General features: G+C 64.2%; 14 protein-coding genes. 10 read left to right on the top strand and 4 right to left on the bottom strand.

From position 1 onward, the window contains the following. Window positions 1-320 precede the first annotated feature (320 nt). Entirely contained in the window at window positions 321-2,324 is a 2,004-nt protein-coding gene (gene pdeR, locus PanNE5_RS11665) for a cyclic di-GMP phosphodiesterase (RefSeq protein WP_017232972.1), read from the top strand. A gap of 40 nt (window positions 2,325-2,364) precedes the next feature. On the opposite strand, the gene PanNE5_RS11660 is transcribed toward pdeR, so the two are convergent. Continuing rightward, the gene (locus PanNE5_RS11660) at window positions 2,365-3,231 is read right to left on the bottom strand and encodes a crotonase/enoyl-CoA hydratase family protein (RefSeq protein ID WP_026131768.1); all 867 of its coding nucleotides are present in this window, start codon (window positions 3,229-3,231) and stop codon (window positions 2,365-2,367) included. Between the two features lie 487 nt (window positions 3,232-3,718). On the opposite strand from PanNE5_RS11660, the gene PanNE5_RS11655 reads away from it, so the two are divergent. The 9 genes from PanNE5_RS11655 (at window position 3,719) to PanNE5_RS11615 (ending at window position 12,487) form a co-directional block, all read left to right on the top strand. Next, complete coding sequence (locus PanNE5_RS11655; protein WP_261938021.1) at window positions 3,719-4,348, top strand: DUF2239 family protein; 630 nt, start codon at window positions 3,719-3,721, stop codon at window positions 4,346-4,348. A gap of 394 nt (window positions 4,349-4,742) precedes the next feature. Continuing rightward, window positions 4,743-5,465 carry a GntR family transcriptional regulator gene (locus PanNE5_RS11650; protein ID WP_017232969.1) on the top strand — a complete coding sequence of 241 codons (723 nt, stop codon included), beginning with the start codon at window positions 4,743-4,745 and terminating at the stop codon, window positions 5,463-5,465. 34 nt (window positions 5,466-5,499) lie between these two features. Continuing rightward, window positions 5,500-6,777, top strand: a complete 1,278-nt coding sequence (locus PanNE5_RS11645; protein WP_017232968.1) for an MFS transporter — start codon at window positions 5,500-5,502, stop codon at window positions 6,775-6,777. Window positions 6,778-6,884: 107 nt separating this feature from the next. Beyond that, the gene (locus tag PanNE5_RS11640) at window positions 6,885-7,751 is read left to right on the top strand and encodes an amidohydrolase family protein (protein ID WP_017232967.1); all 867 of its coding nucleotides are present in this window, start codon (window positions 6,885-6,887) and stop codon (window positions 7,749-7,751) included. A 124-nt stretch (window positions 7,752-7,875) separates the two neighbouring features. Then, on the top strand, window positions 7,876-8,253 hold the full coding sequence (locus tag PanNE5_RS23060) for a DUF2274 domain-containing protein (protein WP_157211400.1): 378 nt from the start codon (window positions 7,876-7,878) through the stop codon (window positions 8,251-8,253). Window positions 8,254-8,730: 477 nt separating this feature from the next. Next, window positions 8,731-8,934 (top strand): hypothetical protein, encoded by a 204-nt coding sequence (locus PanNE5_RS11630; RefSeq protein ID WP_017232965.1) that lies wholly within the window; start codon window positions 8,731-8,733, stop codon window positions 8,932-8,934. Between the two features lie 86 nt (window positions 8,935-9,020). Next, window positions 9,021-10,244 carry an ergothioneine biosynthesis protein EgtB gene (gene egtB, locus PanNE5_RS11625; RefSeq protein ID WP_017232964.1) on the top strand — a complete coding sequence of 408 codons (1,224 nt, stop codon included), beginning with the start codon at window positions 9,021-9,023 and terminating at the stop codon, window positions 10,242-10,244. Continuing rightward, window positions 10,244-11,227: an L-histidine N(alpha)-methyltransferase gene (egtD, locus tag PanNE5_RS11620; RefSeq protein ID WP_261938020.1), complete on the top strand. Its 984-nt coding sequence runs from the start codon at window positions 10,244-10,246 to the stop codon at window positions 11,225-11,227. Before egtB ends, egtD begins: the two co-directional genes overlap by 1 nt. Window positions 11,228-11,659: 432 nt before the next feature. After that, the gene (locus tag PanNE5_RS11615) at window positions 11,660-12,487 is read left to right on the top strand and encodes a DUF4088 family protein (protein WP_017232962.1); all 828 of its coding nucleotides are present in this window, start codon (window positions 11,660-11,662) and stop codon (window positions 12,485-12,487) included. A 48-nt stretch (window positions 12,488-12,535) separates the two neighbouring features. Here PanNE5_RS11615 and PanNE5_RS11610 read toward each other — a convergent pair whose 3' ends face one another. From PanNE5_RS11610 to PanNE5_RS11600, 3 genes are all read right to left on the bottom strand, one after another. Beyond that, the gene (locus tag PanNE5_RS11610; RefSeq protein ID WP_261938019.1) at window positions 12,536-13,429 is read right to left on the bottom strand and encodes a DMT family transporter; all 894 of its coding nucleotides are present in this window, start codon (window positions 13,427-13,429) and stop codon (window positions 12,536-12,538) included. 101 nt (window positions 13,430-13,530) lie between these two features. Further along, a complete protein-coding gene (locus PanNE5_RS11605) occupies window positions 13,531-14,511 on the bottom strand; it encodes a hypothetical protein (protein WP_261938018.1) in 981 nt (326 codons plus the stop codon). Continuing rightward, on the bottom strand, window positions 14,508-14,822 hold the full coding sequence (locus PanNE5_RS11600; protein WP_017232959.1) for a hypothetical protein: 315 nt from the start codon (window positions 14,820-14,822) through the stop codon (window positions 14,508-14,510). Before PanNE5_RS11600 ends, PanNE5_RS11605 begins: the two co-directional genes overlap by 4 nt. Window positions 14,823-15,270 lie beyond the last annotated feature (448 nt).

The following is a 15,270-nucleotide window of genomic DNA, read 5'->3' as shown; positions in this document are numbered from 1 at the left end:
TTCCACCAGATTGGCGTTCGGGTTCGATAATGTCCGTTTATTGCCGACGATGAGGGGGGAAGCGCACCGACCGCACGCGAACGTCACTGGTTAGGTATGAACATTGAAACCCATAGTCATCTTTTGATAAGATGACCGACACGTAATCGTTCAATGCACCCCATGCGACCGCCCGGTCGGCGCAAGCCGGGACGCCAGCCGGCGAGAACAGATGCGCATCGCGCTTTGCCGCGAATGGCGCAACGTATGGCGAGGCGCGTCGATGGGCATCCGTCATGGAGCGCCGTCTAACTTATGCGGTTTAAAGGCGGGTCTCGTCCATGCATGACGAAAACGACAGTGAAGTCCTCGAAGTCCACCTCGGCACACAGAGCCCATACTGGCGCCTGGGCATCGACAGCAACGCACTCGAGCTTTCCGCGGTTCGCGGCTTGACGAACATCAGCATCGCGCTCGATGCCGCGCAGGCCGCCACGATTCGCAGCCTGACTGGCGTCACCTCGTCCTTCGAACTCGAGATCGCCCTGTTTGGCCATCCGCTTCGCCTGCACATGGTTGGCAAAAAGCTCGATGCGACCACCTGGGCCGGCACCGCCTCCGCCTACTCGGATACTCGCTCCGTCGCGCGCGACCTCGCGCACGGTCTTGCCTTTGCCGAGCAGGTCGTCTCCGAAGTCAATTCGCTCGTCGTGGTCCTCAACCGGCACGGCATCCTGCAGCGCTTCAATCGGCTCGCCGAAGAAGTACTGGGCAAACGCGAGGAAGACGTCATTGGCAGGAGCGCCTTCGATCTGTTCATGACCGAAGAGCAAGGCAAGAAGTCGAGCACGAACATCACGGGTTTCTTCGAAAACGACAAGCCATTCGCTGTCGAGCGCTTCATCAATACGGTCAACGGCCCGCGCCTGTATCAGTTTCGCAATAAGTTCGTGCAGAGCGGCAGCGGACTCGACGAGCGGTTCCTGATTTGCTCGGGCGTCGATATCACCGAGGAGCGCAACGCACAGCAGCGCCTGACCGAGCTTGCGAATACCGACGTGCTGACCGGGCTGCCGAACCGCCATGCCGTCACCGAGATGATCCGCGCCGCGCTAGCTGGCGGCCCGGATGACACCCCACGGCAGGTCGGCATCCTGTTTCTCGATCTCGACAACTTCAAGCACGTCAACGATCACTATGGACATGTGACCGGCGACCGTCTACTGACCCAAGTGTCCGCGATCGTCAGGAACTGCCTGCCCGAATGTGCAACGCTCGCGCGTCTCGGTGGCGACGAATTCCTGGTGCTGTTCGAGCACGCAACGCTCGCCATGCTCGAAGACACCGCGAAGACGATCATCGACCGGTTCGAGACGTCGGTTCGCCTGGACGTGATGGAGGTCTATACCAGTTGCTCGATCGGCATCACGCTGCATCCGCAACATGGCGACACCATGGAAACCCTCATCCGCAACGCCGATACGGCAATGTACGTTGCGAAGGAAGCCGGAAAGCGGACGTATCGGGTGTTCACTCAGGAAATGAACCAGAAGGTCGCGAAGGCCATGTGGCTCGATACCAATCTTCGCAAGGCGCTCGAGGAAAAGCAGTTCGTATTGCACTATCAGCCGCTCGTCGACATCGCGACGGGCGACATACAAAGTGTCGAGGCATTGATCCGCTGGCAATCGCCGGAGCGCGGACTGGTGGGGCCTGTCGAATTCATTCGCCATGCCGAGGAATTCGGCCTGATCGGATCACTCGGACGCTGGGTGATGGAAGCGGCAGCGAAACAGGCCGTTCAGTGGCAAGCGAAGGGCCTGAACATGCGCGTCTCGATCAATGTGTCCGCGCGTCAATTGAGCGACCTGAATGTCGCAAATCACTTCGGCGAGATCTGCGACAGCGTCGGTCTGAAGCCCGGCCTGCTCGACGTCGAGTTGACCGAGAGCTGCTTCATCGAGGACGAGGACCGGGTGCTCAGTCTGATGGAGCAGTTCCGAAAGCTCGGCGCACGGATTTATCTCGACGATTTCGGCACCGGCTATTCGTCACTTGCGCAGCTCGCGCGCCTGCCATTCGATGTGATCAAGCTCGACCGCAGTTTCGTGACCAGCGTCGACAGCGACACGAATGCCCAGGCGCTCGTGTCGTCAGTATTCACGTTGGCCAAGGCGCTGGGGTTTTCGGTGGTGGCGGAAGGGGTCGAGACCGACGCCCAGGCGGCATTCCTGCGGCAGGCCGGGATCGAACGTGCGCAAGGCTACCTCTACGCGAAGCCGATGCCAGCACACGATCTCGAGGCTTGGATCATCGAAAAAAGAAAGCTCAGGCTTATCGCCTGAGCCTTCTCGATTCGCTACATCACTTTACCGCCGTTGTGCCTCAAGATACCGTGCGGAGCTTGGAAACGCGGCGGTTCTGCATCATCACCAGTCGCTCCATATAGGCGAGATCCTTCGTCTCGATCGTAAACGTCGACCGAACCCAGTCCTCGGTAATGTCCATCAGCTCCGAGCGATCCAGGGGCAGCACGCGTTGACGCGCGCGGATCAGCGCGCGAATCCCATTCAGCTTAGGCCGGATCACGTCGATAAACGTGCGTGTCGCGAGGAACGCGTCGCCGGGCTCGAATAGCTGGTCGACAAGCCCCTTTTCCGTGAACCACTCGGCCACGTGCGACTCTCCGGTACTGATCAGTTCCTCCGCCACGCGCATGCCGGCTCGGCGTGCGACGAGCGAATATCCGCCCATGCCGGGGAACAGATTGAACGCGATCTCCGGAAAACCGAGCTTCACGCCTTTCTGCGCAAGCACGAAGTGATGCGCGAGCGCCGCCTCGAGTCCGCCGCCGAGCGCGCTGCCCTCGACCATCGCGATCGAGATCGCACCGGTGCCGTAGCCGTTGTACATCTCCCAGATGCAATCGATGCACGACCGCGCATACGCCATCAGCATGTCACGCTTGCCGGAGCGGATCGCATCGACAAAGAAGCTAAGATCTCCGCCAACGTTGAAAAGCTCGGGCACCAGCGATCCCGTGACCCAAAAATCGATGCGCAGCCCGGATTCCCGCGCCGTACGGGCAAGGTGCATGATCTCGGTGAGAAGCCCCTGATTGAAACACGGGCGGGGGGCGGCACGGAGCATCATCCACATGATGTTTCGGCCTTCCTCATAAAATGCGGCCATTTGCGACATGTCCCCGGCTTCGTAGAAAGGCCTGCATGACGGGTGGTTTTGGAGTTGCATGTTTTTTCCTGTGTAGCTGTGGTTTGCGGTTGAATGCCGTCGCGACAAGCCACTCGGAAACGTTGCCGAAGTGGCCGCACGGCACCGCTATTCTTGCGCGCGCACAACTATCAGAAATGCGGATTCTTTAAATTTTCGATATCTAAAAAAGTCAGCCCACGTTGCGCAGGCTCGGATGGACTACTGTCGGAATCGGGACACTCGCCGGGCGGTCGGATTGAGCGCTCCCCACGCGTTGACGTCCGCCCCGCGCGACCGGCTCAACACACGTCGACTCGGTCAGCGCCCCCAACATGCTGCGGAAGCCAATGCTTTGTGCGCTGGCGACCTGCCGCTTGGATAACCGCCGGCAGGAATCTCATGGTCGGCATCGCCTACGCGTACCGCTGCATTCGTTTGACGGTCAGCATCATATTTATACCCGGATAATATTGACGATTATTTTATCCGGGTATAAATTGCAATCCTCACAACCCGGCTGAATACCATGACGCCTTCGACGCTTCCCTCCCACATCGCCTTCGTGGGTCAACGATGCATCGCCTCAGGCTCGCTTGCTGCCGTCGCGCTTGCGGTAAAGCATGCCGTGGAAAAGGCTCCCCAGACGCCTGTGCTGATCTTCGACAACGCGACTGGGCGCTCGATCGACATCGACACGCGCGGCACTGACGACGACATCACCGCGCGCTTCGCGCTGGCGGCATCCGATGCGCCATACCCCAACGGCACCGACGACACCGACGGCGCCGACAGCACGGTGGCGCAGAGCGAAGCACGCGGCCGGGGGCGGCCGAAGCTCGGCGTCATCGCGCGTGAGGTCACGCTGTTGCCACGCCATTGGGATTGGCTCGCGAAGCAGCCCGGAGGGGCATCGGTTGCGCTCCGAAAGCTGGTTGAAGACGCGCGTCGCGCCAACGCCCAACGTGACAATCGCCGCGCCTCTCACGAGCGCGCCTACCACTTCATGTCGGCGTTGGCCGGCGATCTACCCGGCTTCGAGGAAGTGGCGCGAGCGTTGTTCGCGGACGATCGCGCGCGCTTTGGAGAACTGGTCGCTGGTTGGCCTGCCGATGTGCGCGATCATGCGTTCGCGCTCGGCTTTGGCGACGCACCGTGAGCGACGCTGGTCGCAAAGATGGCACGGATGAAATCCATGGATCCGAATGCCGGCGCCATCGCACCGGTTGCGCATGAACGCGACCTCATCACGTTGCGGATGACAGGAACGGTGAGGCGGGTTTCGTGCCGCGACGGCCGGCTACGGCGGGAGACGATGGGGGTACTGTGCTGTGGATCTCGACATGAGACGCCTACCAGCGATGGGGTCGTGCTCGATTAACCCCCGGACTCTAAAGCCGGATGCTACTGAATACGGGGGAACGTCGAAGCGGCGGCACGCAGAAAGCGCCACGATCCGCCCCCCCTCTTTCGAGAATACGGGTCTTCCCGGGTTGTGCCGAATGGCATTTCAACCAATCATATATATGTTTAGTTGACTAACGGAATCAACCATGCAAGCCGACGACCGCCTGCCCCGATACCAGCGCCTGCGCGATGAGCTAACGGCGCAAATTGCCCAGCGCCGGTGGCGCCCTGGCGAAGCCATTCCGACAGAACAGGAACTTTCGCGTACCTACGGTGTTGCCATTGGAACGGTGCGTAAAGCCATCGATGTCCTCGTGACCGAGGGCATGCTCGAACGTTTTCAGGGCCGTGGAACCTTCGTGCGGCGGGCTAGTTTCGACGGATCGCTATTTCGCTTCTTTCGTTTCCAGAGTCGGCAGGGCGAACGGCGCATCCCGTCCAGTCGCATCCTGACGCGCGAAATCACGAAAGCGCCTTCGGCCGTGTCGACAACATTGCAGATCGAGCCGAACGCCGAGGTGATTCACATGTCGCGGCTGCGTCTCATCGACGACCAGCCGATCCTCGTGGAGGAGATCTGGTTGCCGTACGCGCCCTTTGAGGCGTTTGTCCAACTCAAGACCGAGGATATCGGCGACCTCCTTTATCCCGTCTACGAATCGCACTGCAACCAGGTCATCGCATCGGCGACCGAGACGCTTACGGTAGAGACCGTCGACCCGATGCAGGCGAGGCTGCTGCGCGTCGATGCGCACACGCCTGTCGTCGTGATTGAGCGCGTCGCGTACAGCTTCGACAGGCGGCCACTGGAATGGCGCCGGTCTCGCGGGCCGGCGAGCGAATTTACGTATCAGGTGGAGATCCGCTGAAGCGGACGCTGCCATTCCAACAAGGAGACCCCTCATGTTCAACTGGTTCAAAACGGTATCACCGCAAGAGAAACGCACGTTCTGGGCGTGCTTCGGCGGCTGGGCGCTCGACGCGCTGGACGTGCAAATGTTCAGCCTCGTCATTCCGGCGATCATTGCCGAATGGGCGATCGACAAGACACAAGCCGGATTCGTAAGCGGCGCCACGCTCGTGGCGTCAGCGCTCGGCGGCTGGCTTGCCGGCGCACTCGCCGACAGGATCGGGCGTGTGCGCACGCTGCAGATCACGATTCTGTTCTTCTCGTTTTTTACGTTCGCGAGCGCGTTTGCCCAATCGTTCCCGCAGTTCATCGTACTGAAGACGCTACAAGGTTTTGGCTTCGGCGGCGAATGGGCGGCCGGCGCGGTACTGATGGCCGAATCGATTCGTCCAGAGCATCGCGGCAAGGCAATGGGGACCGTGCAGAGCGCGTGGGCCGTAGGCTGGGCGGCCGCCGTGCTGCTTTATACGTTGCTCTTCTCCTTCGCACCCGCACACCTTGCGTGGCGCGCGATGTTTGCCCTCGGTGTGCTGCCGGCGCTGCTCGTCGTGTATGTGCGCCGCCACATCAAGGAGCCCGAGGTACCGCGCACTCGCCCCGTAGCGACTGGCGACAGCACACCGCTCGTCGGCATCTTTTCGCCGCAGTTGCTGCGCATGACACTGATCGGCGCACTGCTCGGCGTCGGTGCGCACGGTGGCTACTACGCACTCATGACGTGGCTACCGACCTATCTCAAAACGGAGCGTCACCTGTCCGTCCTGAGCACGGGTGGTTTTCTGGCCGTCATCATCGCGGCATTCTTCTGCGGCTGCATCGCGAGCTCGCACCTGCTCGACCGTATCGGGCGACGCGGCACAATCTTGTTGTTCTCGGTATGCTGCGTCGCCACGGTCGTCGTCTACCTGTTCGCGCCGCTCGGCAACACGGCGATGCTGTTTCTTGGCTTCCCGCTCGGCTTTTTTGCCGCAGGCATTCCTGCGAGCATGGGGGCCCTCTTCAACGAGTTATACCCGCGCGGCATGCGGGGCACGGGCGTCGGATTCTGTTACAACTTCGGACGCGTGGCGTCGGCCGCATTTCCGGTCATGGTAGGCCACCTTGCCGCCACAACCTCGCTTGGTTTCGCCATCGGAATCGATGCGGGAATCGCCTACTCGATCGTCGCGTTGGCCGTCCTGATGCTACCGGAGACGCGCGGGCGCGCGCTCGCCGAACATCTGCCCATGACGTCACTGAGCGATCAGCACGGAGAAGCGGCCCCCCGTTGAATGACGGCCGCCAACGTTGCCAATGCCACGCCAACGGGCACGTTGGCGATGGCGAGACGACCCCACCCCCGGCGCTTGCGCCGGGCCCTGAAAAGGAATTTCCTGCAATGCCTACCCCGACCGCCGCGACCGGCGGATACGATACGCCCCAACAGACGGTATTGGCAATTGACACGCATGCGCACGTTTTCACGCGAGATCTTCCGCTCGCAGGCGAACGGCGCTACGCGCCGAACTACGACGCACTGCTGAGCGCGTATCTCGCGCAGCTCGGCACACACGGAATCGCCCATGGCGTACTCGTGCAACCGAGCTTCCTTGGCACCGACAACCGCTATCTCCTTGCAGCGCTCGCCCAGGAACGCCACCGCTTGCGTGGCATCGCTGTGATCGCCCCGGTGCAGGCCGCGGCCGATTCAGCGCATCTCGATGCCCTTGCTCGTGGCGGCGTCGTCGGAATCCGGCTCAACCTGTTCGGCGCGCCGGATCCCAATTGGGCAACGCAAGCCTGGCAAACCTTGCTGCCGCGCATCGCCGCACTCGGATGGCAAGTCGAAGTGCATTGCGAAGCCTGCAGGCTTCGCCGCGTTGTGCCGACGCTCGTCGCTCACGGCATCAACGTCGTGGTCGATCATTTCGGACGCCCGGATCCAGCGCTTGGTGTCGCGGATCCGGGGTTCCGCGATCTGCTCGGCTTTGCGACGTCCCGCCGCGTATGGGTCAAGCTGTCCGGCGCATACCGCAATGGCGCTGGCGAAGCCGGCGTCGCCGTAGCGCGCGCCGCGACGCCGCTGCTCAGGACGGCGTTTGGCTTGGAGCGGCTCGTTTGGGGAAGCGACTGGCCGCACACGCAGTTCGAACATGACCGCCGTTTCGAGAACGCCTACGCGCTCATCCACGAGCTCCTTCCTGACGATGACGATCGACGAGTCGTATTGGTCGAGACGCCGGCACGGCTCTTTAAGTTCGACTAATCACGCACAATGCGTTGGTGCGGCGCGCGCAGGATCTGAGGGATCGCGGTATTCGCGTCAATGTCGTTGACCTGTTCGTCGACGGCGGCATGGCGCCGGTCTGAGCGCATACAACGCCAGGCGGATGCCGTCTGGCTTCGCCGGACAGCGCCGGCTGACGGCGCGGCCCCATCTGTGCCCGGCTGACCTCCAGGCCGACCTCGACCGCTATGTCGCGTTGCGTGCGCAGACCTATGGCGAGACCGTCGACGCGGCGACGCCGATTCCGCACAGACTGCAAGCCTTCATGGCCGGGAATGAAGGATGCAAGTGGTCAAGCTCGCCGAGTCGCCGTCCGCGGAACGAAAAAGCCGCTCCTGCGCAAACAGGGGCGGCTCTGGATGGTGCCCGAGGCCGGAATCGAACCGGCACGACCGTTAGGTCGAGGGATTTTCTTACCACTTCGACTTTCGCCGCCAGCGCGTTTGCACTGTTCGTGGTCTGGAGCACGCCTTCACCATAGCCTTGCGGCCGTAGGTGCCCGCCGTCTGCTCTCTACACCTTCCCAATCTTGAAGTTTGGGCTTGGCTCGGCGTTGACTCGGATGCCGAAGCATCCAGGGATTTCGCCGACTTTGACGGGCGTCACTTCGGGCGTTTCCCCCCGAAGGCTCAAATTGTCTAAGTCCCTTGTGTCTACCAATTTCACCACTCGGGCGTGAGTGATCTGTCCTTCTGCTTTTCACTGGCGCCTGGATGGCGCCCAGCTACCAAGACAAGCCATGACGCTACATCTCGGATGCTCGCAAATCCCTGTCATCATTGGCCTTCCGGCGCCGCATCCGCGGCGGGAAAGGCTCGGCACAACAGATTCCGAGTCCGCGGTGTTCACCAAACGCATCACCCCGGCAAGGGCACGCATTCTAACATCCCCACCGAGATACGTCAGTTGGGTATCATAGGGCTACGCACGCGCTGCGCGCGCCATCGGAGATCGCCCCATGCTGGAGAATCTCGACCGCATCGCCCTGTCGTTGGACGCCATCGAAGCCGCCGCCCGCGACCTCGCCCTGCAATCTCCCCAGAACGCGCAAGCGCTCTACACCGCGCTCATGGAAATTCGCAACGCCATCGCACTCGTCGCGCAGGAAGTCGTGCGTCTCGAACACGAACTCCACGGCCCCACCGGCAACGGGCAGTCGTGACCTCGCCGACGCGATGCCCGGTGACACACGAGGGGCAAGCAACGGGTCTACAATAGGCAGCACGTTTCACAACACGGCGTGTCCCCATGGCCCTCCCCTGTTGTACGTCGCAAGCCGTGGCGCGCTACGATGCCGTGCGCGCCGCCTCGGTCGCCTTTGCGCAAGACCTCTCCGACGCCGACGCCACCGTGCAGTCGATGCCCGACGCCAGCCCCATCAAGTGGCATCTCGCGCACACCACATGGTTCTTCGAAACCTTCTTGCTGAGCGAGTCCGGCGCCCTGTCGGGCCGCCACTACCGCCCCTACGATCCGCGCTTCGCCTATCTCTTCAATTCATATTACGAGGCCGCCGGTCCGCGCCATCCGCGCCCGCAACGCGGCTTGCTCTCTCGCCCCACGCTCGATGACGTGCTGCGCTATCGGCGCCATGTCGACGCCGCCATGCACGAGCGCCTGCTGCATGCCGATCTCCCGCCCGACGTTCACGCACTCGTCACCCTCGGCCTGCATCACGAGGAACAGCACCAGGAGCTGATGCACACCGACTTGCTGCATCTGTTCGCGCAAAATCCGTTGCGTCCCGCGCATCGCCAACCGGCCTGCGCCGGCGACATCGCCGGGCCGCTGCAATGGATTGCCCACAGCGGTGGCCAGCATCGCGTCGGGCACGAGAGCGAATCGAGCGGACCCTTTGCGTTCGACTGCGAAACCCCTGCCCACGACATCTTGCTCCGCCCCTTCGCGATCGCCTCGCGCGTGGTGACGAACGGGGAGTGGCGCGCGTTTATCGACGACGGCGGCTATCGCACGGCGGGACTCTGGTTGTCCGACGGTTGGGCGACGGTGCAACGCGAAGGGTGGGGACATCCGCTGTACTGGGAGTTGCACAACGGCGAATGGCAGTCGATGACGCTCGCCGGCATGCAACCGATCGACGACGACGCGCCCGTGCGGCACGTAAGCTATTTCGAAGCCGACGCCTTCGCGCGATGGGCCGGCAAGCGTCTGCCGACCGAACACGAGTGGGAGGTCGCGGCAACCGTGTCGCCCGCTTCGCAACCCGCCATGGCGCAACGCTTCGGCCCGGTATGGCAATGGACGGCCAGCCCTTACGTCGCCTATCCGGGATTCCGACCGGCGGCGGGGGCCGTCGGCGAATACAACGGCAAATTCATGTGCGGACAATTCGTGCTGCGCGGCGGCTCGCTCGCCACGCCGCCGGGACATGCACGCACCACGTATCGCAACTTCTTTTACCCGCATCAGCGCTGGCAGTTCTGCGGCCTGAGGCTCGCGGAGGATCGCTGATGTCGCAAGCCCCCCAAGCCACGCCGTTCGTTTGTCCGTCGCTGCCGGAAAATGCGTTCGCGGCGGACGTGCTCGCCGGTCTCGGCCACACGCCCAAGTCGCTGCCCAGCAGCTGGCTTTACGACCGGCTCGGCAGCGAACTATTCGAATCGATTACCGGCCTCGACGAGTATTACCAGACACGCACCGAAACGGTGCTGCTCGGCGAATGCGCCGCCGCGATTGCCGACGTCATTGGCCCGAACGCCGTCGTCGTCGAATTCGGCAGCGGCTCGAGTCGCAAGACGCCGTTGCTGCTCGACGCGCTGGTCACGCCGCGCGCCTATGTGCCCGTCGACATCGCCGACGACTTCCTCGACGACGCCGTCGCCACGCTGGCCCGCCGCTGCCCGGGCATCCCCATGTTGCCGGTGCGCGCCGACTTCACCCGGCCGTTTCGCCTGCCGCCGCAGTTGCAGACCACCCAAGGGCCGCGCCTGGGCTTCTTTCCCGGCTCGACGATCGGCAATTTCGCGCCCGGACAGGCCGCCGCCTTTCTTGCCCACGTCGGCAAGATGCTCGGCCCGCGCCGCCGGATGGTCGTCGGCGTGGATGCCTGCAAGGACGCCGCCGTGCTGCTGCCCGCCTACGACGACGCGCGCGGCGTCACCGCGCAGTTCAATCTGAACGTGCTCACGCGCATCAATCGCGAACTCGACGGCGACCTGCCGCTCGACGCCTTCCGTCACGAAGCCCGCTTCAACGCGGCCGCCAGTCGGATCGAAATGCATCTCGTCGCCCAGCGCCCTTTCCGCGCGAGCGTGCTGGGCCATCGCTTCGACTTCATGACAGGCGAGTCCATTCACACCGAGAACTCGTACAAGTACGGTCAGACGGAGTTCCGCGCCCTGGCAAGCTCCGCGGGGTGGGATGTCGAGCGCGTCTGGCTCGATGCCCGCGCGCGCTTCGCCGTCTATCTGCTGCGCCCCGCGGCGGGAAGCTGACCCGCGCACGACGCCGCGCAAAAAATCCGGCCCTTATCGCTAAAGTTTTGACGTCACCATGCCGTTGATGCATGCAGACGCCTGCTGTCCGCCATGCGAAATGTGAATTTCCTGGGGAGACGGTGGAGACGCGGGGATCGCTAGCCAGGATTAGGCTAGCATTGCCGCCATGAACGCCATGGGATCCGACACGCCGGGACGTCCGCCTGTGTCCCCTCAAGGGCCATCTTCACAGCGCGCGGCCATGACCGCGGCGCACCGTTGACACGTATCGCTGCACATGACTTCACGCGCAATGGGGATGCACGTGGCACGAGCTTCGGCAGTAACACCTGCGGCTCGCGGCACTGGCACAGACACTCGACTGGCTAACGCGCACTCGCTCGCGCGTCGGCTTTGCGTCGTCGCGACGGCGCCTTGGGGTCGGTCACGATGAGCCGCATTTCGCTAACCCTCTCCGACATCGCGCTGGCGGATCTGAAGAAAGACTTCGACGCGTTCGTGCGCATTTCCGCCGCCGTGGACCGTCACTTCACGCCACCGCCCTTCGACGACTTCCTGCGCGCCCGCCTGCTCGACAGCACCGTTCCGCTCACCGAAGCCGCCGTCGCACAATTGCTCGCCGGGGGGCATTACGCGTGGGCCAAGCGCACGTTCGACAAGCAGTTCCCGGACGTCGTCTCGATCATCCTGAACCAGGCGCGTCAACACGGCTTCTATTTCGTCTCTCGCCCCGAATGGACGCGCGAGGACATGTCGCGTCAGGCGAGCCGCTGGGCCGAAGGTATCGTGCGCGAAGCGAAGGGCGAGGAACGCATCGTGGAATCGCTCGCGGGACAGATCGTCAGCTCTGCCCAAGACCTCCGCGCCTTGGAAGCGTCGTTGCAGACGCCCGCGTGGCGCGCCGCCTCCGTGCTGCGCGAGCGCGTGTTCGACGCCAAGCGCAGCGTGGAAACGGCCCGCTCACTGCAAGCGCGCGAGCGACTCGGCGAACTGCGTGCACTCCTCGATCTGGCGGTGATCTACGGGTCGGTTGGTGCTCAGGAGGCCGAACAGATTCTCGACTACCTGCGAGTCCTGCGCCCCGAGTTGTTCAACGACGATCCAGGCGTCTTCGAACGGCTTGCGGCCTGGCTGCGGCGTTTGCTGACGCCGGACCTGCCTCGCCCGGCCGTTGCGCCGCAAGCACCGCCGTCCGGCATGACGACCGACGCATCGCGTCAGCATTCCGACCCCCTGCAACCGCCACTCACGCGCTGAGCGCGAGGCGGCACCTGAGCCGCCCCCCATATTGGCGTCCGTCTCCGCTCACCGGTTGAAGATCAACGCGACGCCCGCGCTCGCGATCAACGCCCCCCACCAGGCGCCTGCCGCCGGACGCTGCCGGGTGCGAATCCACATCAGCGGCAACACCACGACGGGCGTGGTCGCCGAGAGCGTCGCAATGACGCCGGTGTTGCCGTGGCCCATGCCGTAGAGCAGCAGCGTCATGCCGACGGCCACGCCGACGAAGCCCGACGCTGCCGTGAGCGCGAGCGTGCCCGGCGTGAAGGCCGAGAAGAGGTCACGCCCGCGCCGTGCGGCGAGCATCGTCAGCCCGAGCGCCGACACCCCCACACGCACCGCCGACGCGCTCACCGGATCGACGCCGGCGGCCATGACCGGTTTGGCGATGAGCGTTCCCACGGAGTGACACAGCGCCGCCACCAGCCCGATGGCGACGCCCACACGCACATCGCCACGCACGGACTCCCAGTGATGAGCATCCTCGCGCCGGCCACCGAATGCGACGGCGAGCGCCACGCCCGTCGTGACCAGCGCCACCCCGATCACCGCGCGCCAGCCCAGTGCCTCGCCGAGCCAAACATAGCCGAGCACGGCGGTCATCGGGGCGTTCGTCGCGAAGACGATGGAGTTGCGGCGGGGCCCGAGACGGCCGAGCGACGTATAGAGAATCGTGTCGCCCACGAGAATGCCGATCAGCCCCGACGCCGTGAGTCGCAGCCACTGTTCCAGCGTAAGCGACGGCCAGCCTCGCTGCACCGCCACCGCGATGAGCAGCATCGCGAAGACGAGCAGCATGCGGGCGTAATTGAACGGGAAGGAACCGGCCCGGCGCACGGGCGTAATGGCGATCATGCCGCTGAAGGCCCAGCAAAGGGCAGCACCGAGCGCGGCAAGGTAGGCGAGTTGGGTTGTCATGGTCAGGGGGCAGACGGCTCGCAGGCACCACCGCCCCCGCCGTTCGGACGCCATTATACGAGTCGCATGCCCCATTCGGGGGCATGGCCCGCGCGCCGACCTCAGATTTCGTCGTCCAGACGATGCAACGTGTCGAACATGACCCGATAGGCCGCCGCCACACCGTGCGCCCCGCGCAGCATGCGCAAGCGCGACGCCGCATCGGGCTCGCCCGCCTCCTCCACCCACTGCGCGAGCAACGGGGTCGCGCCGCAGACACTCGCGTCTTGCCGCGCGTGCGCTCCGACGGCCGCGAACCCTTCGGCAGCCGACGGATATCGCTGCGCGAGCGCGTCGAACTGCGCCTCGATCTCGCTGGCCGCACGCACCGCCGCCGGTGCCTGACTGAGCGCGCAACACCCCACGTAGGCGGGCATGTCGCCCGCCGCGCCAATGATGAAGTCGATGAGCGCGTGCGTCGCATCGAACGCACCGCTGTCGAGGAAGGTGCGGGCCGCCGGGCCACAGCGAAGGAGGCCGGCGGCAAGCATCGTCGCCTGTCCGCGCTGCTCGCGATACTGGCGCAACAGCATTGGTCGCAGCGCCGCGTCGGTGCAGCGCTCGACCGCCATGCGATTGTGCACATCCGCCCCCGCCGCGCGATGGTAGTGCTGCGCGAGAAACGCCAGCACCTGGACGTCGCTCGATTCGCCTGCCAGGAAGCGGGTCCAGAATGGCGCGGCGAAAATGCCGCGCACCCAATCGTCGCAAATGCGCCCGAACGCCGGCACGATACTGCCCTGCGTGGCGGGCAACACCTGCACCAGCGCTTCGTCGACCAGCATCGCGAGCCAGGTGCCCGGCAACGGCGCCTCGGCGAGCAGCACACCGTGCCGCATACGATCCAGCCACATCGCGGTTTCGGCAAGCGCGCCGTGCAACGTGCACGACACCTCGTGCGACGACACGACGACGGCCTGCGCCTCGACCGTCCATCGCGCATGCGGCGACGCGATGACCCATACCGCCGTGTCGTACGCCGCCAACGCGACCGGCGCGGCGGGCAGAGGCGTGGCGACCGGTGACGCGATCGGGGCACTCATCGGACGATCGCCCCCAGCAGCGCCACCCCCGCGGGATCGATACGCCTGACGACCTCCACGCGGAGCGTCGCGCCCCCATCGCCCAGCGACAGGCCCGGCACGTTCTGCACGGCGCCCAAACGACGGCGGGGCGGGGTTCGCCCTTTGCCACGCGGCGTGTCCGGCGCGCCGCGCGCCAGCCGACGTGACGCCGGCTCAGGCATGCAGGCGGTCCCGTCGGGCGAAGACATCGCGCGACCTTGCGCCCCGACGGGCGACTCCAGGACGACGGGAAGAAAAGGAAACGGTGACGGCGGCGCATTGGACGGCATGTCGGCTCCTTTCAAAAATCGCATGGCGCGGACGCCCGCGCCTCGTGCAAGACTGCCGCGCAAGCCGCGCATGCCATGCCGGGCATGAACGCAGGCGCCTGCGGGCCAAACATCTACCATAGGAATCCCTTAGGGATACGAAAAAGAACGGAGGCTCTAGAAGTGCGCAAACCACGTCGCTCCATAGCCCTCCGGCCTCCCCGCGGGGGCGGCGTGAACGACCGTCCGCGCCCCGAGGGATGACGACGATTCGACGTCGGTCGCCATCGTGAACGGCAAATGCGGACAACGTCGCTCAAACACGCAAATTCAAGACTTTTCCCAAGAACCTAGGGGATTGATGTCGGAATACGACGTTCCGCCGGCACGCCTTCCTCGTAGCGACGCGGGCGACACAGCGCAGCGCACGAGAGTGCGCCCTCTTGAAGTACCATGATTGTTTTCGATG

Origin of the sequence: Pandoraea sp. NE5 (genome assembly GCF_024363545.1) — a bacterium.
GTDB lineage: Bacteria > Pseudomonadota > Gammaproteobacteria > Burkholderiales > Burkholderiaceae > Pandoraea > Pandoraea cepalis.
This window is presented reverse-complemented; position numbering and strand designations above follow the sequence as displayed.

Bases quoted from the DNA above. Each gene is read 5' to 3' on its own strand.
- pdeR (WP_017232972.1), top strand. From the start codon at position 321: ATGCATGACGAAAACGACAGTGAAGTCCTCGAAGTCCACCTCGGCACA.
- PanNE5_RS11660 (WP_026131768.1), bottom strand. From the start codon at position 3,231: ATGCAACTCCAAAACCACCCGTCATGCAGGCCTTTCTACGAAGCCGGG.
- PanNE5_RS11655 (WP_261938021.1), top strand. From the start codon at position 3,719: ATGACGCCTTCGACGCTTCCCTCCCACATCGCCTTCGTGGGTCAACGA.
- PanNE5_RS11650 (WP_017232969.1), top strand. From the start codon at position 4,743: ATGCAAGCCGACGACCGCCTGCCCCGATACCAGCGCCTGCGCGATGAG.
- PanNE5_RS11645 (WP_017232968.1), top strand. From the start codon at position 5,500: ATGTTCAACTGGTTCAAAACGGTATCACCGCAAGAGAAACGCACGTTC.
- PanNE5_RS11640 (WP_017232967.1), top strand. From the start codon at position 6,885: ATGCCTACCCCGACCGCCGCGACCGGCGGATACGATACGCCCCAACAG.
- PanNE5_RS23060 (WP_157211400.1), top strand. From the start codon at position 7,876: ATGCCGTCTGGCTTCGCCGGACAGCGCCGGCTGACGGCGCGGCCCCAT.
- PanNE5_RS11630 (WP_017232965.1), top strand. From the start codon at position 8,731: ATGCTGGAGAATCTCGACCGCATCGCCCTGTCGTTGGACGCCATCGAA.
- egtB (WP_017232964.1), top strand. From the start codon at position 9,021: ATGGCCCTCCCCTGTTGTACGTCGCAAGCCGTGGCGCGCTACGATGCC.
- egtD (WP_261938020.1), top strand. From the start codon at position 10,244: ATGTCGCAAGCCCCCCAAGCCACGCCGTTCGTTTGTCCGTCGCTGCCG.
- PanNE5_RS11615 (WP_017232962.1), top strand. From the start codon at position 11,660: ATGAGCCGCATTTCGCTAACCCTCTCCGACATCGCGCTGGCGGATCTG.
- PanNE5_RS11610 (WP_261938019.1), bottom strand. From the start codon at position 13,429: ATGACAACCCAACTCGCCTACCTTGCCGCGCTCGGTGCTGCCCTTTGC.
- PanNE5_RS11605 (WP_261938018.1), bottom strand. From the start codon at position 14,511: ATGAGTGCCCCGATCGCGTCACCGGTCGCCACGCCTCTGCCCGCCGCG.
- PanNE5_RS11600 (WP_017232959.1), bottom strand. From the start codon at position 14,822: ATGCCGTCCAATGCGCCGCCGTCACCGTTTCCTTTTCTTCCCGTCGTC.